This window comes from Paenibacillus sp. FSL H7-0735 (assembly GCF_038008505.1).
GTDB classification, from domain to species: domain Bacteria; phylum Bacillota; class Bacilli; order Paenibacillales; family Paenibacillaceae; genus Paenibacillus_AQ; species Paenibacillus_AQ odorifer.
This window is the reverse complement of record NZ_JBBOZH010000001.1, coordinates 1,618,008-1,644,172: the sequence shown is the minus strand read 5'-3', so window position 1 is coordinate 1,644,172 and position 26,165 is coordinate 1,618,008. Positions and strand designations below refer to the sequence as shown.

Genomic DNA, 26,165 nt, shown 5'->3' with positions numbered 1-26,165 from the left:
CTTAAAAGAATCCGAAAGGTGGATAGGGTGTGCCTCCGTACCCATAGCCTCCATAAGGATTGCCATAGCCAGGACCTCCACCATAAGGCACTCCACCGCCATAGCCACCACCAAAAGCATAAGGTGCTGTACCAATGGCAAGCAAATCAAACAACACTAAAGGAATGATTGCTTTGGTTTGTACTTTTTTACCACTTACGCGTTGTAATATCAGACGATTTCCGGATACACGCAGCAGTTTACCTGTCACCTGAGTACCGTCTTTTTTTACTGCAATGATCTGCTTACCTACGAGTCTCATAACTTGCTTCTTCGTAACTGGCTTAGTCATATGATCCCCTCCTAAATGTTTTGTACGCCTCTCATTCGCATCATCTACAAAACAGTCTATTCGTTGGAAAGGACCTTCGCCTGTACACTTGCCCTCCTACCTCAATGTTTATCCTTGCTGATCCTAATAAAAAAGCCGTATTTCCGGGAAAAGACCGGAAATACGGCTTTGAAAAGTTACATTTCTATCGCTTACCAGGATCGTATGGCTGTCCTAATGCCTTAGGAGCAGAGGAACGGCCTACAGCCCCTACCAGTACGATGATAGTCAGTACATAAGGGATCATAAAGATAAACTCTTGAGGAATATTTTGTGACCACTCATACAATTGAACATAGTTGCGAATCGCTTGGGAGAATCCGAAGAATACCGCTGCACCAAAGGCACCAAGTGGATTCCATTTCCCAAAGATCATCGCTGCAATGGCGATAAAACCTTGACCAGAGATTGTATTATGTCCAAAGGTTCCGGTCGTTGTTAAAGTGATTGTAGCCCCACCAATACCCGCCATCAATCCACTCAACATTACACCGATATATCTCATCCGATTAACTTTTATACCTAGTGTATCTGCAGCACTTGGATGCTCACCTACAGCACGCAAACGCAATCCAAATGGCGTCTTAAACAGAACCAAATAAATAACGATGACCAGTATTATGGCCAGATAAGTTGTAGGATAGGAATTAAAAATCCCTTCACCAATCACTGGGATTTTGGAGAGCCCAGGAATTGCAACCTTGCTGAATCCGTCAATGATCGGAGTTTCAGCAGATCCATCAAACAGGAGCTTTACCATGTAGAGCGTGCTGCCTGCAGCTAAAAAGTTAATAACCGTACCACTAATCGTCTGATCAGATTTAAAGGTTATAGATGCAACCGCATGAATTAGTGAGCCTAGCACACCAACAGCTATAGCACAGAGTACACCAACCCAAGGAGCCCATTCGCCCATTCCAGCGTCCTGAGCATAATAACCGCCTACTGCTGCCGCAAAGGCACCAAACATCATCAAACCTTCAAGTCCAATGTTTACGACACCGGAACGTTCAGAGAAGATGCCGCCAAGTGAGGCAAAAATGAGCGCTGTGGAAAAAACAAGCGTTGTATTAAGCAGTTGACCTAACGTCTGCAGATCCATCTATAACACCTTCTCTTTCTTGCGCTTGAAGTAAAAGGGCTTAAGCACCCAGCGCACAATCCCTTGTGCCGCAATAAAGAATATGATTGAACCAATAACGATACGAATAAGCTCCGGTGGAACATCTGCAGCAAAACTCATACCCGCAGAACCATAAGTCAGCGTACCGTAGAGAATCGCAGCCAGAATAACACCAAGTGGATGTGTTAAACCAAGAAGAGCAACGGCGATACCATCAAATCCATATCCTGGCGATGCCGCGAAAATAGCTTGATAATGGAATACACCAAGCACCTCTCCTGCTCCGGCCAGACCGGCGAATACACCACTTATGAACATTGCCTTCATAACGTTACGTCCAACATTCATCCCTGCATATTCGGCAGCATGTGGATTGTAACCAACTGCACGCATTTCGTAGCCCTGCTTGGTCTTCCATAAGTACACATAGAAGAATACCGCTGCAGCAAGAGCAATAGCTGTACCCCAGTGTAGACGTGCATTATCAAATATCGAATTCAAAAAGGTCATGGAAAGTGAAGCCGGAATATCCTCGGAACGATTTTGTCCTGGAAGCAACAAAAAGTTTCTAACGATATAATTCGACAGGTAAAGAGCGATCCAGTTTAACATGATTGTGGTAATAACTTCATTAATCCCACGTTTTGCTTTCAAATAACCGGCAATCCCTGCCCATAAACCACCGCAGAGACCCGCAATAATTACAGCAAGCGGGACAAGCAGGAAGGACGGCAGACCTGCCATCTTAATACCCACCACTGTTGCCGCTGTCATACCAATCATTACTTGGCCATCTGCCCCGATATTAAACATCCCTGAACGGAATGCGAAAGCTACGGCTAGCCCTGTAAGCATTAATGGTGTCATTTCGCGCACAGCTTCACCAAAGTTATACAAATTACCAAACACCCGTTTGAACAGTGCGGAGTAAGCAGTTATCGGATCATAACCGCCCAGAAGCATAACTATTGCTCCCACAAGAAAACCAAGCACGATGGCAACCAGAGGAACGATGTAGCTGTCAGTTGTGAAGATTTTTTTGAACTTATTCAACTGCCTTACCTCCCCGCTGCAAGCTGCCTGCCATCATAAGACCCAGTTCCTGATCATTCGTATCTTGCGGGAACACTTCACCGACAATTTTCCCTTCATAGATAACAGCGATTCTGTCAGAGACGTTCATAATCTCGTCCAATTCAAAGGAAATAAGTAGAACAGCCTTTCCTTGATCACGCTGAGCTATGAGTTGCTTCTGAACAAATTCGATAGCCCCAACATCTAGACCGCGTGTAGGTTGTGCGGCAATTAACAATGTCGGATTTTTATCTATTTCCCGCGCAATAATCGCTTTCTGTTGATTTCCGCCGGATAAAGAACGGGCTTTGGTCTCTATTGAAGGTGTACGTACATCAAATTGCTCTATAAGCTTCGCTGCGTACTTATCAATGACATCATTTTGCAAAAAGCCATTTTTGTTGTAAGGACTCTTATAATAAGTTTCCAAAACCATATTCTCACTCATGGTGAAATCAAGCACTAACCCATGCTTGTGGCGGTCCTCAGGAATATGAGAGACATTCATCTCTGAAACCTTCCGCGGTGATAAATTAGCAATTTCATTGCCAGACACGGTAATCGAACCCGAATCAATTTTGCGCAGACCTGTAATGGCCTGGATCAACTCACTTTGTCCATTGCCATCTACGCCAGCAATCCCGAGAATTTCCCCTGCTTTAACTTCAAAGCTAAGACCATCCAGTACGGAGACCCCGTCTTTACTCTTACTGCTGACATCCTTCAGTTTGAGTACAGATTGACCAACCTCAGGAGCCTTCTTGTCCACTTTGAAAGTTACGCCACGCCCAACCATTTTTTCAGCTAGCTCATTAGGGTTAGTCTCTGCGGTATTCACAGTATCAATTACTTTCCCACGTCTAATAATGGTGACCCGATCAGATATTTGCATGATTTCTTTAAGCTTATGCGTGATCAAAATAATGGATTTTCCCTCTGCAACAAGCCGCTTCATAATCGCCATGAGTTCCGTAATTTCTTGAGGCGTAAGTACTGCGGTCGGCTCATCAAATATGAGAATATCCGCTCCACGGTACAGGGTCTTCATAATCTCTACCCTTTGCTGCATACCTACCGAAATGTCATGAATAACGGCATTTGGATTCACTTGCAGGCCATATTGCTCCGATAGCTTCCGAACCTGTTCCGCAGCGGATTTATAGTCAATTTTAAGACCTTTTTTCGGCTCCATCCCAAGAACAATATTCTCGGTCACCGTAAAAGGCTCCACAAGCTTGAAATGCTGATGAACCATACCAATACCAAGCTCAATAGCTTTATTGGGGTTATCAATAATAACCGGTTTCCCGTCGATTTCAATACTGCCTTCATCCGGTTGATACAATCCAAATACAATATTCATTAAAGTGGACTTGCCTGCACCATTCTCACCAAGCAATGCAAGAATTTCACCCTTTTTAAGCGTCAAGCTAATGGAATCGTTAGCAACAATACCGGGAAAGCGTTTTGTGATTTGCTTCAACTCTACGACAGGAGCCGCAGCACTCATGGAATCACCCTCATCACAGAATATATAACTACCTTATAGACACGGATGTACCGCCCTTTGTAAGGCGGTATATCTATGTTCCTCATATCATAACCAGTGCTTTAACAAGGAATAAGGCCAGCACAACACCGGCCTTATTCTTTGATCCTTATTGTAATGCAATAAATGGAGACTAACTATTACTCGGAAGGAACAGTGATTGTTCCATCAATGATTTGTTTTTTGTATTCTTCAACTTTAGCCAGGATCTCTTCAGAAACGTTGTCCTTAGTATCAGAAATACCTACACCATTATCTTTCAGACCAAGAACGGTTGTAGTACCACCCTTGAACGTACCGTCAATTACTTCTTTAGAAACTTTAAGAACAGCTTCGTCTACACGTTTGATCATGGAAGTCAAAGTAACGTCAGTACCAAACTCGATGGATTGGTCTTTATCTACACCAATAACCCATACTTTAGAACCGCCTGCTTTGTTACGAGCTTTAGCTTCGTTGAATACGCCATTTCCTGTTTGTCCAGCAGCAGGGAAGATAATGTCGTTTCCGTCGTTATACAATGTAGCTGCAAGAGATTTACCAACGTCTGGTTTGTCATAACCACCAGCATAAGTAGGTGTTACTTTAGCTGAAGGGTTAACTGCTGCTACACCAGCTTTAAAGCCAGCTTCAAAACGTTTGATTACAGGGCTTTCCAGACCACCGATGAATGCAACTTTGTTAGTTTTTGTAGTCAGACCAGCAACCACCCCAACCAAGAAAGAACCTTCATTTTCGGAGAAAGTAACGGAAGCTACGTTAGGAGCTTCAACTACGCTATCAATGATAGCCAAGTTAGCATTTGGGTTCTCAGTAGCTACTTTTTTAATTGCGTCGCCAAGATCAAAACCAATACCCCAAGTCAAGTTGTATCCATCTTTAACGAAGGAGTTAAGGTTTGGCTCATAGTCAGCATTTGATTTACTTTGCAAGTACTTAACGCCACTACCTGTTTCTTTTTCAAGAGCTTGCAATGCTTCCCATGCGGATTGGTTAAACGATTTATCGTTTACGCCACCAATGTCAGTAACCATACCAAATTTGAAATCGGATTTAGGTGCGTTTGTTCCTGCATTGGTTCCTGCATTAGTTTCACCTTTAGCGGCGTTGTTATTGTTGTTTCCACAGCCTGTCAAAACGACTGTAAGAGACAGCAACATTGCAAGAGATAGCTTTAAACCTTTTTTCATTGAATGTAATCCCCCTTAAAATATTGGATGTCTTCTGTGTTCTGCTTGGACATTCCATTAGTTCAAATTATAACTGCAATAAAATCTAAAATCCAGTGCATAAATGACCTCAGGTCAATAATAATTTGCACTTTTTAGCAAGTAACCGCTTTCCATGACATAGCATGTTATAGTTATGTCTGGTCAATGTCAGAAACCCTGATTTTACTCTGTATAGTATTCCAACACATTACAAATATTATTGCACACTTAAGTGTTTTCTATTATTATGATTCCTTAGTAATTGCACTGAAAGGAAGTTATCAGATCATGACCGAAGAAATAAATCCACAAACAACACCGGCCTTCAAATATTGCCGTGAATCCCGTGTCTTCAAAACCGGACGCGTTTTCCCTAATGATGTCAATAATCACAAAACATTATTCGGCGGCAAGCTTATGAGCGGCATCGATGAAGTAGCCTCCATTTCAGCTATGCGCCATTGTCGAACTAACGTCGTCACAGCCTCTACAGACTCTGTAGACTTCTTGAGACCCATTCGGCCTACTGACTCCGTATGTTTTGAATCCTTCGTCTCCTGGACTGGACGGACAAGCATAGAGGTGTTTGTAAAGATCATTTCAGAAAATCTATATACTGGAGAGCGCGCTGTCGCTGCCACTTCATTTCTAACCTTTGTCGCAGTCGAAGAGGATGGCACACCTACTCCGGTTCCAGCTATTATCCCAGAGACAGACGAAGAGAAGCTGATCAATGAATCCGCTAATGAACGTTCCGAGCTGCGAAAAGTACGCCGCAACATCAGCAAAAAGCTCGCTGCTCAATTAAATACCATAAAGTATTGGGAATAGTTCTGCATCCGCAGAGCTTTTTCTTTTATGTAGGGAAACCCAATGCTGCTTCCTACCTATCTTACCGCACAAAAAAGCACCGCTGCATGGGCAACCCGCAGGCGGTGCTTTTCGGTTATATTACAACACTTACGCGTTGATTTTCTCTTTAGCAATACCAGCCAAGGAGTTGAATGCGTTAAGATCATTCACAGCCAGATCAGCCAGCATCTTACGGTTAACTTCTACACCAGCCAATTTCAGGCCGTATACAAGCTTGCTGTAAGAAAGACCGTTCAAACGAGCTGCTGCATTAATACGAACGATCCACAGTCTGCGGAAGTTACGTTTAGTTTGACGACGGTCGCGGTAAGCGTAAACCATCGATTTCATTACTTGTTCTTTAGCTGTTTTAAAAATACGGTGTTTAGAACCGAAATAACCTTTTGCCAATTTCAACACTTTTTTATGTTTACGACGAACTACAAATCCGCCCTTAACTCTTGCCATATTAATAAACCTCCCAAAAATGTGTAATAAACTATTTCAAGTTAGCCAATCCTTGTTTCAAACGTCTTACATCCCCAGGGGCCATTACTGGATTTCCGTTCAGAACGCGCTTAGCGCGTTTAGATTTGTGGGACAGCAAGTGGTTTTTGTGAGCTTTGTAACGTGTTACTTTACCAGTTCCGGTAATTTTGAAGCGGCCTTTCAGGCTGCTGTGTGTTTTCATCTTAGGCATGGTGTTTCCTCCTTGAATATTATGCGGCGCCAAATTGCAGATAAGCAAGTGACTCCAGATTTATTGAGCTTTAGGAGCCAAAATCATAATCATGCTGCGGCCTTCCAGCTTTGGCTGGCGCTCAACAACAGATATATCAGCCACTTCGTTCTTCACTCGTTCGAGGATTTTTTGGCCGATATTCGCGTGTGTAATCTCACGTCCGCGGAAACGTACGGAGCACTTCACTTTATCGCCCTCACCCAAGAACTTGATCACATTGCGGAACTTAGTTTGATAATCATGTTCCTCAATGTTAGCACGGAACCAGACTTCCTTGATATCAACGACCTTCTGGTTTTTACGCGCTTCCTTCTCTTTCTTCTGCGTTTCATAACGGAACTTGCCGTAATCCATGATGCGGCATACCGGCGGCTTAGCCTGTGGTGCTACATTGACTAGATCCAGATTAAGATCGATCGCCATTTGCAGCGCTTCGCGGATCGGTTTAATTCCGATTTGCTCACCTTCCGCACCAACCAACCGTACCTCTTTGGCCCGAATTTCATCATTGATCATATGTTCCTTACTGATAACTCTCCACCTCCGGATCTTTTTAACAACTATTCTCACGTAACTCCATAAAAAAGGGGTGCCGGTAACACCCGACACCCCGTGTTTGATCAACGTTCATGAACATTAACATTCATAAAGCATTGAGATCAAAACCAGCCGGCGAATATGCCAGTCAGGTGAGAAGCAGGTGCTTCTTCTTGCAATCCCTATGATTTGCGTACTTGAATACTATACACCACACTATTTGGGGTGTCAATCCTTTTATGCAGAAATTTCGTGAACTTTATACCTGCTTACTTTGTACCTCTTCAAGTCGTACTACGCGAGTATGCTTGGTATGGCTCCATTGCTTATTGTTCTGCGTGAAGAACGCATAGAACGTAATCGGATACCACGAGATCAAGTAGATCGGGAAGAATACAAGATAAGCATACACTTTCTTAAACGTAACCTTCTCTAATGCCATCGCAATACCAAAAGTCACCAGATTGGCGCCAATAGCTAGGAAGCTGAGCCAGATCGGCAAGCTGCCGTAAATGTTAGCGATATTCGGTCCGTTAAAGAACGCCATATCCACCCACATTACCGCCGTCATTAAAAAAGTGAGCAATACAATATATACATTCGCTCCATAAAGCGCGAGGTCAAACTTCGTTAAGCTGCGTTCTTTAATACTTTGCCAAAGCAATGGAAAAAAATAACGGCGAGCAACAGTGAAGTGCCCCTGCATCCAACGCAGACGCTGTCTTGAGGAGGCCTTGAAGGTTAACGGCTTCTCATCAAATACCTTTGCATCATAATTGAACTTAGGATATACACCATGTGCTGCACTACGCATCGTAAACTCCAAGTCCTCGACCAAACTTGTAGCTCCCCAGCCCATTTCTTTAAGAAGTGTGGTCTCAAAACACATTCCGGTTCCGCCAAGGAAGTTAGCCATATTTAAATTATGGCGTGAAAGTTGCCACAAACGGTTAATATACCAGTACGAAATACCATAAGCAGCTGTAATCCAGGAATCCTCTGGATTCTTGGTATCGATATAACCTTGGATTACCCGTGCACCTGAACAAAGATCATTATTCATCTCCATCAGGAACTCAGTATGCGCCAAGTTATCGGCATCGAACATGACAACAGCATCATATTGCCGCGGCATAGCCCACAGCTCTTTAAGCATCCATTCTATTGCGTAGCCTTTACCTCTCAGATTTGCATTGGTGCGGACACAAGCGTTCATGCCGTGTTCTCTAACGATGCGAGCTGTACCATCTGTACAATTGTCACAAATTACAAATACATCGTACAGTTCTGATGGATAATTAAGCTGCTTCAGATTCTCCATTAATGCGCCGACAACTTCTTCCTCGTTATGTGCGGCAACAAGTACGGCAAAAGATTTTTCCGGCTTATACTGCGTCTTTTTCTTTTTCCTGTGCAGCCCGAATAATGAAAACGTAAACTGATAGACTGCGATTGCTGCCAAGATCACTTGGAGCGTAACAAACAGTGCGTCTGTCATGACCTTTTGATGCCCCCTTTTTTCACTCTTGGTGTTCTTTTTTTTCTCTCTAGCTTGCTTGACGTTCTTTCTGACCCTTTTGTTGCATCCCTTAACAATAGACCAAGAGTATTCTTATTCTCGGCAGACTTCACAATTTTTATATATGCTGTTTAAAAGAATTCTATGGATTCCTTTTTTTGAATCCTTATTTATCTCTTACCCTTTTAAACAGGTTTAGTCTGCTTGAATCATTGTAAAGCGTAATAGTGCTCTAAGTCAAAACTGGCAAATTTCGAGTAAACCTGAGCTTTTCCTTGAAATGAACTACCTTTAAAAAGTATGATTAAGACAGATCTAAGCTATAGAACGGATTACTGCATTAACATCTGTTAACGGTAACCGGACTAGCGGAGGGAATTAGATATGAGACATTTATTCATGAAACTACATCTCTGGGAGCGGCATCTTTTTAAGTGGATCAACGGACGAATGCATAATCGTTTTTTGAACTTTTGGCTCTTTTACCTTACTCATTTGGGTGGAGCTACAAGCACGATTGTTATCAATATACTGATATGGGTATTAGCTCCTGAGCCTTGGAGAACTACAGGTTTACAAGCCTTGACAGCACTAGCTGTCAGCCATATACCCGTAGCTATCGCCAAAAAGCTGTACCCGCGAATGCGTCCATATCTGGCGTTACCGGAAACCAATACTTTTCGTAATCCATTAAAGGATCATTCTTTTCCATCTGGTCATACTACAGCTATCTTTGCTTCTACGGTCCCTTATATGCTGGCGTTTCCTGCTATGACCGTTATTCTGCTGCCGCTAGCTTGTATTGTCGGATTTTCTCGTATTTATCTTGGATTGCATTATCCATCAGATGTTATAGCTGGCGCAGTGATCGGTTCCTGCGTAGCAGCTGGTACTATAGCCTTATGGATGTGAAGCATTTATTGTTAATAACCGGGAAAACCCTTGAGAATAGGTGAATCAACATTGCGTAAAAAAAGAATCTTAATACTCTCGGAAGGTTTTGGCGCCGGACATACACAAGCAGCTTATGCGTTGTCGAGCAGTCTGCGCCAATTATCGCCTAATTTACAAACGAAGGTGCTAGAACTTGGGAATTTTCTAAACCCCAAGATGGCACCTATTATTCTGTCTGCTTACCGAAAGACGGTAACGACACAGCCAAAATTAATGGGTTATGTCTACCGTCACCAGAAATCATTTAATCGTCTTACCACGCTTGCCTTGCATCGTATATTTTATACGCATGCCAAAAATATTGTGAGACAACTGAAACCTGACGTAATTGTCTGCACTCATTTTATTCCAGGTGCTGTAGTATCCCGCCTAAAGAGACTAGATCCTACCTTAAAAGTGCCGCTCGTCACCGTTATAACAGATTATGATGCGCATGCTACCTGGATTAGCCCAGAGGTAGACCTTTATCTGGTTTCAACACCTGAGGTTAAATCCAAATTGCGCAGCCGAAATATTCCTGCCACGAAAATTCAGGTAACAGGCATACCAATACACCCTAATTTTTGGAAGCATCCCGGAAAGCAGGAGATTCGAGAGCAATTCAATCTGCGGGAGATGCCAACCGTTCTAGTCATGGGCGGCGGCTGGGGAATCATGAACGACCAAGTGGTAAATGCTTGTCTGGCGGAATGGCGTGACAAGATTCAAATTGTTTTCTGTCTCGGCAAAAATGAGCTGCTGCTAAAGGAAATGAAAGAAGACCCGCATTATAATCATCCTAATATTTCCTTAATCGGCTTTACGCGTGAAATCCACAAGCTAATGGAGGTCTCCGATCTGCTGGTTACAAAACCGGGTGGAATGACTTGCAGTGAAGGGCTGGCAAAGGGTATTCCGATGCTCTTCCATCACCCTCTTCCCGGTCAGGAGGAGGAGAATTGCCGCTACTTTACTGCAGCCGGCTTCGGAGAACCCATCGAATCTTTAGAGGTTGTAGAAATGTGGATGGAGCGCCTCTTGAACAACTATGAGGATGTGCAAAACAAGCGCAAACTCCACCTTGAAGAAATCGCTCGCTATCACCCGTTACAATGTGCTCAGAGTATCATCGAATTATTGGAATAGTTAATAAAAAAAGCGGCAGCCTCCAAACCACATGGAGACTTGCCGCTTTTTTATTGAAGCATGCCTTATGGAGCAGTGCTTTGTAACTACAACCGATATTTATCCAATCGGGTAGCCTGATACTGTTTGAGTGCTTCTGCGCCTACAATTGCCTCGCAACGATGGATATTCACGCCACGTCCGACAAATTTCGTCTCATATTCTGTCATGATATGATCCTCGTTGATGATGCCATCTGCATGTAGGTCCAAAGAAATATTTTTCATCTGCAAGCCAAAGTCCGCAAAGGCATTTAATGAGAACTCAAAAAGACTGCGGGAATCTGTTTTCAGATGAATTTCACCTAGATCGCTAAGCAAACCGCGATATTTGTCAAGAAAACGCGGATGTGTCAAACGACGCCGGGCATGCTTGCTTTTAGGCCATGGATCGCTGAAATTAAGATAAATCCGTTCAAGCTCTCCCGGAGCAAATACTTCCTCAGCATAATCGATATTTGCAAGTGCCAATTTCAGGTTAGGCGGTGTTTCATGTCCTGCCGGCTCCCATACTGCTCTAGCCTTATCTCCAGCACGGCGGATCAGCTCATCATACATATCCACTCCGATAAAGTTAATATCAGGATATTTAAAGCTCATTTGGCTGATAAACTGTCCTTTGCCCATTCCGAACTCCACATGGATCGGATGATCGTTACCGAACAGCTTGGACCACTCACCTTTATAACTCCGAGGATCTAGAATGACTAAATCCGTCTGTTCTTCCAAACTTTCACGTATTCCTTTTCTTCCGCGTAAACGCATAGGTATTCCTCCGATTATCTCTTATACGATAACTGTCACTTGCAATATTGTGCCGAAATTGTCCCAAAAAGTAAAGGGATTGCGGTAAAAAAGAAAAAGGAATTCTCTGGTTCAGCTCTTAAATGAGCTGTTCAGAGGAATTCCTTCGTTGTTGTATATTGGAAATAAATTTCGTTCTTGTCTGGCAGATCAGGATTTACTTTGTGTTTGTGGCAAATGTCTTTTTTTCGAATGCGCTACGAATTTTACGCTGCGCATCTGTCTTGATCTTAGGGTTGCCGTTAAATTCCACGCCCGTTAGTGCAAGGGCTTCATCTGGCGTTAAATGGACTTCAATCGAATCTTTACCCTCAGCATATACCGTTTGAGAATTCATTGCTATCACCTCACGGTTATTATTATGGATCGGACGACACGAAATTATGAACTCCTGGATGAATTTCTTTATGCCACAGCAGCTTTTCACACTCTGAATATAACATACTATGTAAGCATTTTCAAGCCGAAAGCGCCTTATTTCCTGCCTATTTTTCATGCCGTTATGGGGAGTCAATGTTACGCCGAGCTCGGTTTTTTGATACAATGTATTGGATTATAAGAAACGGCTGTGCGTTCTCTGGGATAAGGACGCCATCTGTCTCAGAAAAATATAAGGATAAGGGAACTTATCCATAATTATATTTTCAGAAAGGGGCTTCTCGTGTCTAATCTTCAATACACTTCTCCTCCGCAACTTTGGGGAGATAAACGTTTTCATACTTGGAATTACGAAATGCGTGAACACATGAACACCAAGGTATTCAAAGTTATGCTTGATGCAGGCTTTACCTGTCCCAATCGTGACGGCTCCATCGCTAAGGGAGGCTGCACATTTTGCAGTGCCAGAGGTTCTGGTGATTTTGCCGGAAGCCGCCGAGATGACCTAGTCACACAATTCAATAACGTCCGTGACAGACAGCATCTGAAATGGCCAAATGCTAAATATATCGGTTACTTCCAAGCCTATACTAATACGTACGCTCCGGTCGAAGAGCTGAGAGAATATTTCGAAGTTATTTTGCAGCAGCCTGGTGTCGTTGGATTGTCTATTGCTACCCGCCCTGACTGTCTGCCCGATGATGTAGTCGAATATTTAGCAGAGCTCAACAAGCGTACGTATCTTTGGGTAGAGATGGGTCTTCAGACTATACATGACTCCACTTCTGAGCTTATTAATCGGGCGCATGATACGCAGTGTTATGTGGAGGCTGTGGAGAAGCTGCGCCGTCACAATATTCGAATCTGTACCCATATCATTCACGGTCTCCCACAGGAGACGCACGAAATGATGCTTGAAACGGTATCTGCTGTAGCTCGCATGGATGTGCAGGGAATTAAGATTCACCTTCTGCATCTCATGCGCAAAACACCAATGGTGAAGCAGTATGAAGCAGGATTGCTCCGATTCATGGAACAGGACGAGTATGTAAAGCTGATTGCTGATTCACTTGAAATTCTGCCCCCTGAGATGATTGTTCATCGCTTGACTGGAGATGCCCCACGGGATCTCTTAGTTGGACCGATGTGGAGTCTCAAGAAATGGGAAGTGCTAAATGCCATTGACGATGAGCTTGTTGCTCGTGATACTTGGCAGGGTAAGTATTGGAGGAAGGGCTAATGGGCTTTATGTCCGTTCTAAGCTTTGCTCATAAATTAATCTCTGAGCGGCTGACTTTAGGTGACCGTGCGATTGATGCAACTGTAGGTACTGGTGCTGACACGCTTTTTCTAGCCAAAACAACCGGAGCTCGTGGCGAAGTCTACGGCTTTGACATTCAAGCTGCGGCGCTGAAGCTGGCAGAAGAACGTCTCCGGCTTGCGCGGGAGGAAACTTCTTCACTCTCTGGCGTTACCTTACTGGAACGCAGCCATGCCGAAATGGCAGAAGCCGTCCCGGCTAACTGGCCAGGCACCGTTGGTGCTGTAATGTTCAATCTTGGCTATCTGCCTTCAGGCGATGCCGACAAGAATATCATTACTGAGCCGGATAGCTCTATTGCAGCCCTGGAAGCTTCACTCCAGCTGCTGCGTCCGGGGGGAATTATTACGGCTGTACTGTATCCTGGCCATGCAGGCGGAGATCTCGAAGCCGCCGCTGTTGAAGCTTGGGCAACGACTGTTTCCCCTAAGGTAGCGCAGAGCATTGTATACCGTCAGCTGCAGCGCACGGACGCACCTTATGTAATTGCCCTCGAGAAGAAAAAAGGTTCCCCATCTTAAGCTTTGTAAACAATCAAACAATCTTGTAATTGGGAAGGAAGATTACGAATGACACAACCATATCCTTTAAAATTTCAACCGGAGTTTAAAGAACGTGTCTGGGGTGGCCGCGCGCTGGAGAAATTCGGCCTGAATCTACCAGAAGGTCATATTGGTGAAGGCTGGATGATTGCCGATCATGCGAATGGAACATCTTCGGTGGTTAATGGAGAATTAGCTGGACAAGGTCTGGATCAAATTCGTGAGCAATTTGGTCATGAGTGGTTCGGAAGCAAGGGAATATCAGAAGCTGGCGGAAGATTTCCACTCTTGATCAAATTGTTGGATTGCAACGACAACCTTTCCGTTCAAGTCCACCCTACGGATGATTATGTAGGATTGCCTAAAGGTGAACTGGGCAAAACAGAGATGTGGTACGTATTAGACGCTAAGCCAGATGCAAAAATCATCTACGGCCTTAAAGAAGGCGTAGACCGTGAAACATTACGTGAAGCACTGGAAAACGGCACGGTTATGGATAGCCTTCAAGAGGTATCTGTCTCCGCTGGCGATTCCTTCTACATCCCTGCCGGAACGGTACATGCTTTATGCGCTGGTGTCGTTGTAGCGGAAATTCAACAGAATTCCGACACTACATACCGTATTTACGACTACGACCGTCCAGGTCTAGATGGAAAACCACGCGAGCTTCATATCGAGGATTCTCTGAATGTTACAGCTTATGAAGGCGCCGGCGCTACTTCGATGAAGACCGATCATGCAGTGGCTGGAGAGTGGCTGCAGCTTGCCGCTTCACCTTATTTTATTGTCGAAAAAGGGATCGTAAATGGTTCATGGGATCTCACCACTTCAGAAGACAGCTTCACTATTCTGGTTATCTGCGAAGGCAGCGGACATCTGACTTGGGAAGGCGGCTCCCAGCCTTATGCCGCAGGGGAATGTTATCTGATTCCTTCCAACCTAGGCCGTTATACTATCGAGGGTCATTCTACTGTGCTTCGCTCTTATTTACCATAAGTCGAGAACCTTTAGGAGGAATGGACCATGAAGGAAAACAGCTTTACTCTAACGGATCCCATAGGTGTAACCATCCATGTCTATGAATGGTTACCTGAGTCCGATGTGCCAGTTAGAGGAATCGTGCAAATTTCACACGGGATGTGTGAAACTGCTGCCCGCTACGCTCGTTTTGCGGAAGCTTTAACCGGGGTTGGTTATGCAGTATATGCCAATGACCACCGGGGACATGGTAGAACCGCTGGTCAAGTCAATCTGCTTGGTGATGTTGGGGAGGACGGATTTTATTGGATGCGGCGCAATCTTCTGCAGGTAGGTGCCGCAGCACTCTCCAAGCATGAAGGAAAGCCCATCATTTTATTCGCTCACAGTATGGGTTCCTTTCTGGGTCAAAAACTCATGTGCGAAGAAGGCAACGAAATCTATTCAGGGTTTATCCTCAGCGGGACAAATGGTCCACGCAGTATGCTGCGTATTGGAGAATCTCTGGCTAGCGCACAGCTTAAGCTAAAGGGGGAGCATCATCGCAGTGTATTGCTGAACAGTCTGGTATTCGGCAGCTATAACCGTGCTTTTTCCCCGGTCAGAACAACATTTGACTGGCTGAGCAGCGATACTGCGGAAGTAGATAAGTACATTTCCGATCCATTCTGCGGAGCTATTTGTACAACCCGCTTTTTCCGTGGTTTCTTCCACCTCCTAAGAGAGATTCATACTGAGGAATCACTTAGCACATTATGTACAGGTAAGCCCATTTATATATTTGGTGGGGATAAGGACCCTGTCGGGATGAACGGTCAAGGCATTCCCCGTCTTGCGGAGTTGTATAAGAAACGAGGAGTATCAGACGTTGAGTACCGACTCTATCCAGAAGGCAGACACGAAATGCTAAATGAAGTAAATCGAGATCAAGTCACAGCCGATGTACTCAACTGGTTAGAGAGCCACCTTCCTTCAGAGGTTTCTACGATAAGTTAAGAAAAAACCGCGGTTGTTAGTGAATTTATGAGACGAGAAATGAGACAACAAATGTTGCAACATAGAAGCGATGCTCCCGGTATTTGGGAGATCGCTTCTTTGCGGTTTGCGGTTTGCGGTTTGCGGTTTGCGGTTTGCGGTTTGCGTAGCTTTTCTCAGCAGACTTCTCAATCTAACAATCTCCAGTTCCTCCGCGCATCTGAACTTTAGTAAATAAACTTCCGCCACCACTTTCGGACTCAGTTGACGCTGTCTTCAGCTCATCGCTCTCCCCCTCCACGTACAAACTCGGTTGACACTAGCTACACATCATTACTTTCCCACGCCGCTTGCGGACTCAGTTGACACTAACTACATATCATTACTCTCCCCGCTACTTCCGGACTCAGTTGACACTAACCACACATCATTACTCTCCCCGCTACTTCCGGACTCAGTTGACACTAACCACACATCATTACTCTCCCCGCTACTTCCGGACTCAGATGACGCTATTTGCTAATTTATAGCCTTTCGAGCTAGGTTTCGGACTCCAGTGCAGCTATTCATGCGAAACAGGTTCATATCGGGTGTGTTTCGTGTCAATAGCGACTATGCGGTCCGTTAGCATCCAAAAAACAGGATATTTCCACGTATAAGATCCCCTGGGTCCGCCTACGACGGGTTACTCATCACTTCCGGACTCATTTGACACTAGCTACACATCTTTACTCCCCAGCTACTTTCGGACTCAGTGGACGCTATTTGCTAATTTCCAGGCATTTGAGCTAGGTTTCGGACTCCAGTGCAGCTATTCATGCGAAACAGGTTCATATCGGGTGTGTTTCGTGTCAATAGCGACTATGCGGTCCGTTAGCATCCAAAAAACAGGATATTTCCACGTATAAGGTCCCCTGGGTCCGCCTACGACGGGTTACTCATCACTTCCGGACTCATTTGACACTAGCTACACATCTTTACTCTCCCCAGCTACTTTCGGACTCAGTGGACGCTATTTGCTAATTTCCAGACATTTGAGCTAGGTTTCGGACTCCAGTGCAGCTATTCATGCGAAACAGGTCCATATTGGGTGTTTTTCATGCCAATAGCGACTATGCGGTCCGTTAGCATCTAAAAAAACAGGATAATTCCACGTATAAGGTCCGCTGGGTCCGCCTGCGTCGGGTTACTCGCCGCTTCCGGACTCAGTTGACGCTATTTGCTAATTTATAGCCTTTCGAGCTAGGTTTCGGACTCCAGTGCAGCTATTCATGCGAAACAGGTCCATATTGGGTGTTTTTCATGCCAATAGCGACTATGCGGTCCGTTAGCATCCAAAAAACAGGATAATTCCACGTATAAGGTCCGCTGGGTCCGCCTGCGCCGAGTCATTACACTAATTACATTCTCCGCTACTTTCAGACTCAACTAACGCTAACTACACATCACTTTCTCCCGCTACTTTCAGACTCAGCTAACGCTAACTACACATCACTTTCTCCCGCTACTTCCGGACCCAGATGACGCTATTTGCTAATTTATAGCCTTTCGAGTTGGGTTTCGGACTCCAGTGCAGCTATTCATGCGAAACAGGTCCATATTGGGTGTTTTTCATGCCAATAGCGACTATGCGGTCCGTTAGCATCCAAAAAACAGGATAATTCCACGTATAAGGTCCGCTGGGTCCGCCTGCGCCGAGTCATTACACTAATTACACTCTCCGCTACTTTCAGACTCAGCTAACGCTAACTACACATCACTTTCTCCCGCCACTTCCGGACTCAGTTGACACTAACTACACATCATTACTCTCCCCGCTACTTTCGGACCCAGATGACGCTAAACATCATCACTTCCCACGCCGCTTCCGGACTCAGATGCGCTAGCGCACAAGGCAAAAGAAATAGACCGTCCCATTAAGGAACGGTCTATCCTTCCACCCGCCTATCACAAAGGCAGTGTGTAGTACTGAGCGCGTTGGCTCTCGTTCTGCTGATACATTACGATTAGTAGCGTGCGCCCTTCCCTAATGGAAGCGGGCTCCGCTACTGCTACAGCCGAGCTTGCTGCTTGGGCAGTCTCTTCTAAACTACTATCTGCTGCTCCCTGTAATGGCGAGTCTGCCGAAGGCAACGCCTCCAGATTAGCCATATCAGATTCACCATCCTCCAGACCCTCATCGGCACGCATGCCGCTGATGGAATCCAACACCGCTTCCAGCGAGAATGGCAACACTTCCAGCACAGTATACTTTTGCAGTTCTCTTTCGTTAAGTCCTGCTTCAGCCAATTGGGCAGAAATTTGACCCGGATTAGCCGCGATATCCTTCAAATAGCTCGACCAATCCGATTTATCCAGCACGAAATCCCACCAGATTTTGCGCGGCTTGTACTTGTGTCCAAGGAAATAATCGAGCTTCATCAAGCCAGTTATAACATCCATAGATGGCGTCCCGCGATCTATCAGGAAGGACTGCAAGCGGGTGAAGAGATCTTCCAGCTGATGGCCAATCTTTTGCCAGCCTCTCTCCTCCCAGTAGTCACCGAACTCCTGAAAGAAATCGAATGGCGAATCAAATACATGACGGATCAAGTACTTGGCCGTATGGTCCATCCGGTGGCTGTTCCAGTATTTCTCCAGCACATCCTCAAGCCGCTTCAAACGGATAATGTCTGAGAAAGGCATCATATGACTGCTAAGGATTTCATAAGGTGCGTGTTCCATATACGTGTAATCATATTTAGCCGCCTGCGCCCGCAGCCCCGTTCCCCGCAGCATTTTGAGGAATCCTAGCTGTAGCTCTTCCGGCTCCATAACGAATACATCATTAAACGTTTTACGGAAGGTACTGTAATCCTCCATAGGTAGTCCGGCAATCAAATCCAGATGCTGATCGATATTGCCGCTTGCCTTAATCTTCATTACGGTACGGGACAGCTTTTTGAAATTCTGGCGGCGTTTAACAAGCTCATTTGTCTCATCGTTGGTAGATTGCACCCCAATTTCAAATCTAAAAATACCCGGAGGTGCATTCTTAGATAGGAAATCCAGAACTTCCGGCCGCATGATATCTGCGGTAATTTCGAACTGAAACACGCAGCCTTGATGATTATCGATCAGGAATTGAAACATTTCCATCGCATAGTTGCGGTTGATATTGAAGGTACGGTCCAGAAATTTAATGATTTTGGCGCCATTCTGTATTAAATAAAGCAGATCAGATTTCACTCGTTCAATATCATAATAACGTACACCTACTTCAATACTGGATAAACAGAACTGGCAGTTAAATGGACACCCGCGGCTCGTCTCAAAATAAACAATACGTTTACTCAAATCTGGAATATCCTCAGGAAAACGATGCGGCGTAGGCAGCGTATTCAGATCGCTTTTGGGACGTGGAGGATTGACGATGATCTCTTCTCCCTTGCGATAAGCGGCTCCATACACAAAGTGAAACTTACGATCATCCCTTAGCTCCTGCAGCAAATGGTGGAACGTCTCTTCCCCATCTCCATTGACTATAAAATCAATGCCAGCTTCTCTTTTCATCCAATGAAGCGGCTCATACGAAACTTCCGGTCCTCCGAGAACAATCGTAACTTCAGGCATCACTTGCTTAAGAATACCAATCAGCTTCAGCGTCTCTTCGATGTTCCAGATATAACAGGAGAAGCCAATCACATCTGGCCGTTTCTGAAACAAGTCGGACACGATATTCATCACGGGATCTTTGATGGTGTACTCTGCCAAATGAATATCCTTAAATTCATGCTCACTGTACGCTTTTAGCAAGCGGATTGCGAGTGAGGTATGAATATATTTGGCGTTTAACGTGGTCAGGACGATTTTCATGTTACACGACCTTTTCTACATTTCATTTTGAAAAAACTCTAAGAATGCCTTACCGTACTTCCGGTATTTCACTTCCCCAACACCCTTTACCCTCAGCATTTCCGCTTCGGTCTGCGGGCAAACCACACTCATCTCACGCAGCGTGGCATCATTAAAAATAATGTACGATGGCACATGCTCGCGTCCTGCCAATTCACGCCGGATAAGACGCAGCTGCTCAAAGACAGTCTCATTGACGGCTGATGGCGACAGGTCATGTCCCCGACTACGAACTCTCGTACCGGATGTTGTGCCTGCCCGCGAAGGCCGCGCCACACGCTGCATCACCTCACGCTGTCCGCGCAGGACCTCGGCAGCCAGAGGCTGGAGCCGTACTACAGGGTACTGGCCTTCCGACAAGGCAAGATACCCTTCTGAGATAAGCACATTGATACTCTCTGAGATTTCCTTCTCCGTCCGGCTCGACATCGCCCCATGTGTGGGCAGCTTATCGAAGCCGTACTGCATCACCTTTTGATTGCGAGAGCCTTTCAGCACAGATGCTACCAACGCTACACCATAACGCTCCCGCATGCGGTGAATGCAGGAGAAGATCTTTTGCGCATCGACGGTCATATCCACTAGCTCTCGTTCATCCGTACATGAGCTGCAGATACCACATGGCTTGTCCCCATGTTCTTCCCCGAAATAATCCAGCTGGGCACTGCGCAAGCAGCGAGTAGTATAGCAATAATCAATCATTTGCTGAAGCTTGCGATATTCGTTAGCTTTACGGTCAGTATCCTGTGGATTCTGCTCGATCAGGAACTTTTGCGTCATAATATCCTGCGCACTAAACAGCAAAATACATTCACTCGGCTCCCCGTCACGTCCAGCACGACCCGCTTCCTGAACATAAGCTTCCATATTTTTGGGCATATTGTAGTGAATTACGTATCGGACATTGGATTTATCAATCCCCATCCCAAAGGCATTCGTAGCCACCATAACCCGGATATCGTCATAGAGGAACCCTTCCTGGCTATCTGCCCGCTCCTGATCATTCATACCCGCATGATAGCGACCTGCTGCTATGCCAGAGGCCTGCAGCCTCTGATACAGATCATCTACTTCTTTGCGGGTTGCCGCATATACAATCCCCGGCTGGTGGGAATGCGTAGCCGCATAATCCATAACGAACTCCCGCTTGTTCTCTCCCCGCAGCACGGACATTGCCAGATTGTCTCTTCCTAGTCCCGTCATGAAAATACCCGGCTCGCGCAAACGCAGCAGCCGGACCATATCCTCCATAACCTCCGGCGTCGCCGTGGCAGTAAATGCAGCCAAGATCGGCCGGTCAGGCAGCTCATCTACAAATGGAGACACAGACAGATAACTTGTCCGAAAATCATGCCCCCACTGGGATACACAGTGCGCTTCATCAACAGCCACGCAGGAAATTGACAGCTCAGCCATTTCCAGACGGAACCAGTCCAGCTCAAGCCTTTCGGGCGCAACATAGAGCAGCTTCAAATCACCCCGCCGGGCAGCCCGAATCCGCTCATTCACTTCTTTTCCGCTTAACGTGCTATTAATAAAGGCTGCCGGAATACCCGCGGTAGTTAACGCATCCACCTGGTCTTTCATCAGCGAGATCAGTGGTGATATCACCAGTGTCAGCCCTGGCAGGAGCAGTGCAGGAACCTGATAACAGATTGATTTCCCGCCACCCGTAGGGAGGATTCCCAATGTGTCGCGTCCTTCCAGCAAGTTCTGAACAATCTTTTTCTGGCCATCCCGAAAGTCTGGATAACCGTAATATTTTTGCAGCTCAGCCTGCGCCTGTTCAATAGTAGGTGCTTGCATCATCATATCTATCATGACTCCTTAGGCGTTTCTATCTTTAGTTTAGCGGTCAATGGTGTAATGAGCAACACTCTAGAAGTCCTTCTTTCGTTTCTCCTTTTGGAAAAATTACATAAAAGGAGCGCTTTTGAGCCAAGCTTTAAAAATCATCATTCTTTAGGAAAGGGGAATAGCCGTGCAAAACTGGAAGCAAAACTATAGTTCTTTTAAGCAAAAAAAAACGCACGAAGATCCCACCATTCCTGATCAGCGTTCGGAAAAGCCACTAGATCCCGACCTAAAAAATAATATTAAAGCCATTAGCCAAATTTTTGGAGAAGATGCAGATCTCGTTGTGCGTAATTTTCGGGTATACGGTTTATATGATGCGGTAATTATCTTTTTTTCATCTTTGGTGGACCAAAATCAAATTCATGAGCATGTGCTTAAACCGTTAATGAGCCCTCCCGCTGATCTCTCGACAATTCCTGAAGAGCGCAAGGATCTGCCTGATTTCATCTGGAATACGACCATACAAATAGCGGCTGGGAACCGAACGAAGGACTTAAATTCTCTGCCACTCGCTCTATTAGAAGGGAGCGTTGTACTCCTTATAGATGGTATGGATCAAGCACTTCACTTCAATTTGCGTAAAATCGAACATCGCAGCATTGAACAGCCACAGACCGAGCAGGTAATTCGTGGCTCACGCGAAGGTTTTATAGAAAACTTGGAGGCAAACCTTTCCTTACTCCGTTATCGGCTGCAAACGCCAGATTTCCGGGTTATTACTGCTCCGCTTGGTGTGCGGACACGCTCACAGGTTGCTGTGTGCTATATAGAAGGGATAGTAGATCCTGAATTGGTTGAAAAAGTGATGAAGAGATTATCCATGATAAACACAGATAGCATCCTTGATGCAGGGTACATCGAGCAATTCATTGAGGATAACCCATTATCTCCTTTTCCTCAGGTTCAACCAACAGAACGTCCGGATAAATCAGCGGCAGCCTTATTGGAAGGAAGAGTCATCATTCTGGTAGATGGCTCCCCATTCTCGCTCATCGTTCCTGCATTGTTCAATCAATTTTTTCAGACCATAGACGACTATTCGGAACGTTTTATTGTAGGCAGCCTAATCCGGGGGATTCGACTAATTGCCCTGTTGTTCTCTCTTTTTTTCCCTGCTCTATATGTATCCGTTATCTCCTTCAACCCGGAGCTTATGCCTACCGAATTTGCCGTAGCGATTTCAGGGGGTAGAGCAGGCGTTCCTTTTCCAGCGGTCTTGGAAGTTCTGATTATGGAGGTCTTCATGGAGGTGCTCCGCGAAGCAACTATTCGTCTACCACAAATGATTGGGGGCGCCCTTTCTATTGTAGGTGTTCTTGTTATTGGTCAGGCTGCTGTTTCAGCAGGTCTAGCAAGTCCGACAACCGTTGTTATTGTCGCTATAACCACTATCGGTTCTTTTGCCACCCCTGCCTATAATGCCGCTATCTCATCCAGAATGCTAAGATTTCCACTGATTATTCTAGCCGGTTGTTTTGGTCTTTACGGAGTCATGTTAGGTACCATCGTTATCGTGAATCACTTATTATTCTTGGAATCCTTTGGCGTTCCTTACATGACACCATATGTGCCCACGAAATGGAGAGATCTGAAGGACAGTCTGATTCGTGTCCCCTTATGGTGGATGAGAAGACGTCCAAGCTTCTTGAACACTCAAGACCCTACTCGTCTCGCTCATGAGTTACCAACGACGTATTCAGATCAGATTTTTAAGGAGAAGGGTGAACTCGATGAACAACAACCGCCCCATAACAACGATCCAAGTCGTCGCAGTAGTCGTTAGTACGATTATTGGAATAGGTATCTTGAGTATTCCCCGTTATATGGCTGAAGCCGGAGACAGTGGGGCGCCGCTGGTTTCGGCTTCAGGCATCCCTGTTGCATTTCTAGGCTGCTGGTTTACAGCCGCTGTATGTCGGAAATTCCCCAATGAAACTCTGTTTGTATTCAGCCGCCGGTTAGTCGGGAGAAGCATCGCGGATATTTTCAATGTACTTATCTCTTTGTTTTTTGCTTTCTCTGCCGGGATTACCATGCGTCAATTCGGAGAGGTATGTGTTGCGGTCGTGTTTAAAAAAACACCTATCGAAGCGGTCATTCTATTAATGCTTATTTTGGCTGCTTTATCTATCCGCAGAAACATTGTGAAATTCACCTATGTACATATTTTTTATTTGCCTTTCATCTTGTTAACCGTTCTCAGCATTATATTAGTAGCCATGAAAAATGTAGATGCTTTAAACTTACTTCCACTCACTGGAAATTACATCACCTTTTCAAGCTTTTCCAAAGGGACTGTCACTTCAGCTGCCCTTTATCAGGGCACATTTGTCATCACACTGCTGGTTCCTTTAATGAAAAAACCTCAGCAAGTGCTTAAAGCAGGAGCTGCTGCCCTTTTTATTATTGGCTTCATCTATGTAATGATTGTTGCGGCCACTTTAGGAATGTTCGGAGCGCAAGAAACCAAATTACTCGCTTATCCAACCTTAGAAACCGCCCGCTCCATTTCTATTGGTGCAGGACTACTAGAACGATTCGATGCGCTGTTTATTACTGTTTGGGTAATATCTATATTTACTACCATTTTTACGAACTACTACTTAGCAGCATATTCACTTCAGCAAGTATTTCGGTACAAAGATCACCGCCTTGTATCAAGCTTCTCACTTCCACTTATCTTCGTCTTTTCACTTTTGCCAAGAAATATTTATCAGGTTTATACCTTTTCTTCCGTCACAGCGATTATCGGGTTAATTTTTTTGACTCTCTACCCTCTTCTTTTATGGTTAATAGCTCTGATTCGGCAAAAAGGAGGGCTATCGAATGAATAAAGTAATTAACAAGCGTATTAGTCTTCTCCTCCTTCTCTCTCTGGTATTTGTATTCCTTACGGGCTGCTGGGACCAGCTCGAAATTGAAGATCGTGCATTAGTGCTGGGATTGTCTATAGATTCAGTGCCGGCAAATAGTAAAACCGAAGATGATCAAACGACACATCTAAAAAGCGCAAATATTAATTTGCCCAAAATCCGTGTGACCGCCCAAATTGCAGTTCCAGGGAGAGTTCCGTTAGGTCCTAGCAGCGGGGGAGAAGGTAGCGGGGGGAATCAAAATCCGGTTTGGGTTGTACAAGTTTACGGTTACTCACTAGATGATGCCTTAAACAATTTGCAACAACAGATCTCTGACCCACGTTACCTCATCCATCTTCGGGTGATTATCATCAGCGAGGATTTTGCACGCAAAAACCTGTCGGATTTAAATGATTATTTACGCCGCAACCCTGAAGTCCGTCGCCGTACCTGGTTATTAGTGTCCGAAGGCGAGGCTTCTAAATTTATGAATATTAATCCACCACTTCAGCGAGTTCCAACCCTCTATATCCTATCCACCATGGAAAAAGCCGTGAGATCCGGAAAGTTCCCAGCTAACTATATAGGCGTATTCTGGTCAGCTGAATCTAAATGGGGAGAGAGCGGTTATCTGCCTTATGTGTCTTTACATCAAAAAGACAATATGTTGATAAAAGGTCTTGCTTACTTTAGCGGAGGCGTTATGGTCGGTTCGACTACTCCCATTGAGATTGGCGCATATATGTCCATGAAAGGTCTTGATCCTGGGGGCTATTCCGTCATGTTCAATTCAGAGGACTTTGGCCCACTGACTCTTAAAGTTAACGACCGATTTACAAGGTCTAAAGTTAAAATCAAAGACGGCAAACCCCATATCACTATAAATATTTTTTTAGAAGCAGCGCTAGATGAGCACCTAGGTAATAATATTCGTATTGATTCCAGCCAGGATTTAAAAAAACTTGAGGCCAACTTTCAAAAAGGAGTCCTCACCATCTTCGACCATCTGATTAAACAGACGCAACAGGCTCACTCGGATATCTTTGGTATGGGTGAATATGTTCGTGCATATGCTCCTTCCTACTGGAAAGCTAATGTTCGTGACAAACATGACTGGGAGCAACAGTATTCTGATCTCTCTATAGAACTTAATGTGAAGACGAATATTGAAAGAGTCGGTCTTAAAGAAGACTAGATATGGGGATGTGTTCAAATGATCTATCATCAACTAACTTATTTAACTCTCGTGCTCCTGCTCTCCGGACTATTCCTGCTTACTGTGGATACCAAGATCTATGCTGTAAGCGCCATGCCCCGGGAAAAGAAATATGCCCGCAGGTTAGGCTGGGTATATCTCGGTTTATTCCTGCTTCTTGGATTAGCCCAGCTGTTCTATCTATGAGCATTTACAAAACAAACCAGTACGCCTGCCTCTCCATAGTATTTCTTAACAGCCCATGGTATATT

At 45.0% G+C, this 26,165-nt stretch carries 24 protein-coding genes; 11 read left to right on the top strand and 13 right to left on the bottom strand.

Features of this window, described 5'->3' with window-relative positions:
* Position 1 precedes the first annotated feature (1 nt).
* From NSS82_RS07575 to NSS82_RS07555, 5 genes are all read right to left on the bottom strand, one after another.
* Positions 2-331 carry a hypothetical protein gene (locus NSS82_RS07575; RefSeq protein ID WP_036679494.1) on the bottom strand — a complete coding sequence of 110 codons (330 nt, stop codon included), beginning with the start codon at positions 329-331 and terminating at the stop codon, positions 2-4.
* Positions 332-515: 184 nt separating this feature from the next.
* Positions 516-1,472, bottom strand: a complete 957-nt coding sequence (locus NSS82_RS07570; protein WP_076273454.1) for an ABC transporter permease — start codon at positions 1,470-1,472, stop codon at positions 516-518.
* Positions 1,473-2,546, bottom strand: coding sequence for an ABC transporter permease (locus NSS82_RS07565; protein WP_036679498.1), 1,074 nt, complete (start codon positions 2,544-2,546; stop codon positions 1,473-1,475).
* The gene (locus tag NSS82_RS07560) at positions 2,539-4,077 is read right to left on the bottom strand and encodes an ABC transporter ATP-binding protein (RefSeq protein WP_036679500.1); all 1,539 of its coding nucleotides are present in this window, start codon (positions 4,075-4,077) and stop codon (positions 2,539-2,541) included. The genes NSS82_RS07565 and NSS82_RS07560 overlap by 8 nt, the downstream gene beginning before the upstream one ends.
* Positions 4,078-4,256: 179 nt before the next feature.
* Entirely contained in the window at positions 4,257-5,306 is a 1,050-nt protein-coding gene (locus tag NSS82_RS07555; RefSeq protein WP_036679503.1) for a BMP family lipoprotein, read from the bottom strand.
* A gap of 309 nt (positions 5,307-5,615) precedes the next feature.
* Between NSS82_RS07555 and NSS82_RS07550 the strand changes: the two genes are divergently transcribed.
* Positions 5,616-6,158, top strand: a complete 543-nt coding sequence (locus tag NSS82_RS07550; RefSeq protein WP_051491073.1) for an acyl-CoA thioesterase — start codon at positions 5,616-5,618, stop codon at positions 6,156-6,158.
* 129 nt (positions 6,159-6,287) lie between these two features.
* Here NSS82_RS07550 and rplT read toward each other — a convergent pair whose 3' ends face one another.
* From rplT to NSS82_RS07530, 4 genes are all read right to left on the bottom strand, one after another.
* Positions 6,288-6,647, bottom strand: coding sequence for a 50S ribosomal protein L20 (rplT, locus tag NSS82_RS07545; protein WP_036679505.1), 360 nt, complete (start codon positions 6,645-6,647; stop codon positions 6,288-6,290).
* Positions 6,648-6,678: 31 nt separating this feature from the next.
* Positions 6,679-6,879: a 50S ribosomal protein L35 gene (gene rpmI, locus NSS82_RS07540; RefSeq protein ID WP_036679507.1), complete on the bottom strand. Its 201-nt coding sequence runs from the start codon at positions 6,877-6,879 to the stop codon at positions 6,679-6,681.
* 60 nt (positions 6,880-6,939) lie between these two features.
* Positions 6,940-7,437, bottom strand: coding sequence for a translation initiation factor IF-3 (gene infC / locus NSS82_RS07535; protein ID WP_036679510.1), 498 nt, complete (start codon positions 7,435-7,437; stop codon positions 6,940-6,942).
* 280 nt (positions 7,438-7,717) lie between these two features.
* Entirely contained in the window at positions 7,718-8,956 is a 1,239-nt protein-coding gene (locus tag NSS82_RS07530; RefSeq protein WP_036679513.1) for a glycosyltransferase family 2 protein, read from the bottom strand.
* Between the two features lie 405 nt (positions 8,957-9,361).
* Here NSS82_RS07530 and NSS82_RS07525 point away from each other — a divergent pair, with 405 nt between their 5' ends.
* On the top strand, positions 9,362-9,889 hold the full coding sequence (locus NSS82_RS07525; protein WP_036679516.1) for a phosphatase PAP2 family protein: 528 nt from the start codon (positions 9,362-9,364) through the stop codon (positions 9,887-9,889).
* A 51-nt stretch (positions 9,890-9,940) separates the two neighbouring features.
* Positions 9,941-11,056, top strand: a complete 1,116-nt coding sequence (locus NSS82_RS07520; protein ID WP_038569210.1) for a UDP-N-acetylglucosamine--LPS N-acetylglucosamine transferase — start codon at positions 9,941-9,943, stop codon at positions 11,054-11,056.
* An 86-nt stretch (positions 11,057-11,142) separates the two neighbouring features.
* Here NSS82_RS07520 and trmB read toward each other — a convergent pair whose 3' ends face one another.
* The gene (gene trmB, locus NSS82_RS07515) at positions 11,143-11,859 is read right to left on the bottom strand and encodes a tRNA (guanosine(46)-N7)-methyltransferase TrmB (protein WP_036679523.1); all 717 of its coding nucleotides are present in this window, start codon (positions 11,857-11,859) and stop codon (positions 11,143-11,145) included.
* A gap of 196 nt (positions 11,860-12,055) precedes the next feature.
* On the bottom strand, positions 12,056-12,235 hold the full coding sequence (locus tag NSS82_RS07510) for a hypothetical protein (RefSeq protein WP_036679526.1): 180 nt from the start codon (positions 12,233-12,235) through the stop codon (positions 12,056-12,058).
* 324 nt (positions 12,236-12,559) lie between these two features.
* Here NSS82_RS07510 and NSS82_RS07505 point away from each other — a divergent pair, with 324 nt between their 5' ends.
* From NSS82_RS07505 to NSS82_RS07490, 4 genes are read left to right on the top strand one after another with little or no spacing between them, the layout of a single operon-like run.
* Positions 12,560-13,516, top strand: a complete 957-nt coding sequence (locus tag NSS82_RS07505) for a TIGR01212 family radical SAM protein (protein ID WP_076107276.1) — start codon at positions 12,560-12,562, stop codon at positions 13,514-13,516.
* Positions 13,516-14,118, top strand: coding sequence for a class I SAM-dependent methyltransferase (locus NSS82_RS07500; protein ID WP_036679532.1), 603 nt, complete (start codon positions 13,516-13,518; stop codon positions 14,116-14,118). Before NSS82_RS07505 ends, NSS82_RS07500 begins: the two co-directional genes overlap by 1 nt.
* A 48-nt stretch (positions 14,119-14,166) precedes the next feature.
* Positions 14,167-15,135 carry a type I phosphomannose isomerase catalytic subunit gene (locus NSS82_RS07495; RefSeq protein ID WP_076273455.1) on the top strand — a complete coding sequence of 323 codons (969 nt, stop codon included), beginning with the start codon at positions 14,167-14,169 and terminating at the stop codon, positions 15,133-15,135.
* A gap of 27 nt (positions 15,136-15,162) precedes the next feature.
* Positions 15,163-16,113 carry an alpha/beta fold hydrolase gene (locus tag NSS82_RS07490; protein WP_036679539.1) on the top strand — a complete coding sequence of 317 codons (951 nt, stop codon included), beginning with the start codon at positions 15,163-15,165 and terminating at the stop codon, positions 16,111-16,113.
* A gap of 1,926 nt (positions 16,114-18,039) precedes the next feature.
* Here the strand turns inward: NSS82_RS07490 and NSS82_RS07485 are convergent.
* Together NSS82_RS07485 and recQ are read right to left on the bottom strand one after the other, a co-directional pair.
* Positions 18,040-19,947, bottom strand: coding sequence for a B12-binding domain-containing radical SAM protein (locus NSS82_RS07485; RefSeq protein WP_076272018.1), 1,908 nt, complete (start codon positions 19,945-19,947; stop codon positions 18,040-18,042).
* A gap of 15 nt (positions 19,948-19,962) precedes the next feature.
* Positions 19,963-21,798, bottom strand: a complete 1,836-nt coding sequence (recQ, locus tag NSS82_RS07480) for a DNA helicase RecQ (protein ID WP_076272019.1) — start codon at positions 21,796-21,798, stop codon at positions 19,963-19,965.
* 169 nt (positions 21,799-21,967) lie between these two features.
* Between recQ and NSS82_RS07475 the strand changes: the two genes are divergently transcribed.
* From NSS82_RS07475 to NSS82_RS07460, 4 genes are read left to right on the top strand one after another with little or no spacing between them, the layout of a single operon-like run.
* Positions 21,968-23,626, top strand: coding sequence for a spore germination protein (locus tag NSS82_RS07475; protein WP_076179827.1), 1,659 nt, complete (start codon positions 21,968-21,970; stop codon positions 23,624-23,626).
* A complete protein-coding gene (locus NSS82_RS07470; RefSeq protein ID WP_036681452.1) occupies positions 23,574-24,677 on the top strand; it encodes a GerAB/ArcD/ProY family transporter in 1,104 nt (367 codons plus the stop codon). The genes NSS82_RS07475 and NSS82_RS07470 overlap by 53 nt, the downstream gene beginning before the upstream one ends.
* Complete coding sequence (locus tag NSS82_RS07465) at positions 24,670-25,893, top strand: Ger(x)C family spore germination protein (RefSeq protein ID WP_036681449.1); 1,224 nt, start codon at positions 24,670-24,672, stop codon at positions 25,891-25,893. Before NSS82_RS07470 ends, NSS82_RS07465 begins: the two co-directional genes overlap by 8 nt.
* An 18-nt stretch (positions 25,894-25,911) precedes the next feature.
* The gene (locus NSS82_RS07460) at positions 25,912-26,100 is read left to right on the top strand and encodes a CLC_0170 family protein (RefSeq protein WP_038569199.1); all 189 of its coding nucleotides are present in this window, start codon (positions 25,912-25,914) and stop codon (positions 26,098-26,100) included.
* The last annotated feature ends 65 nt before the right edge of the window (positions 26,101-26,165 follow it).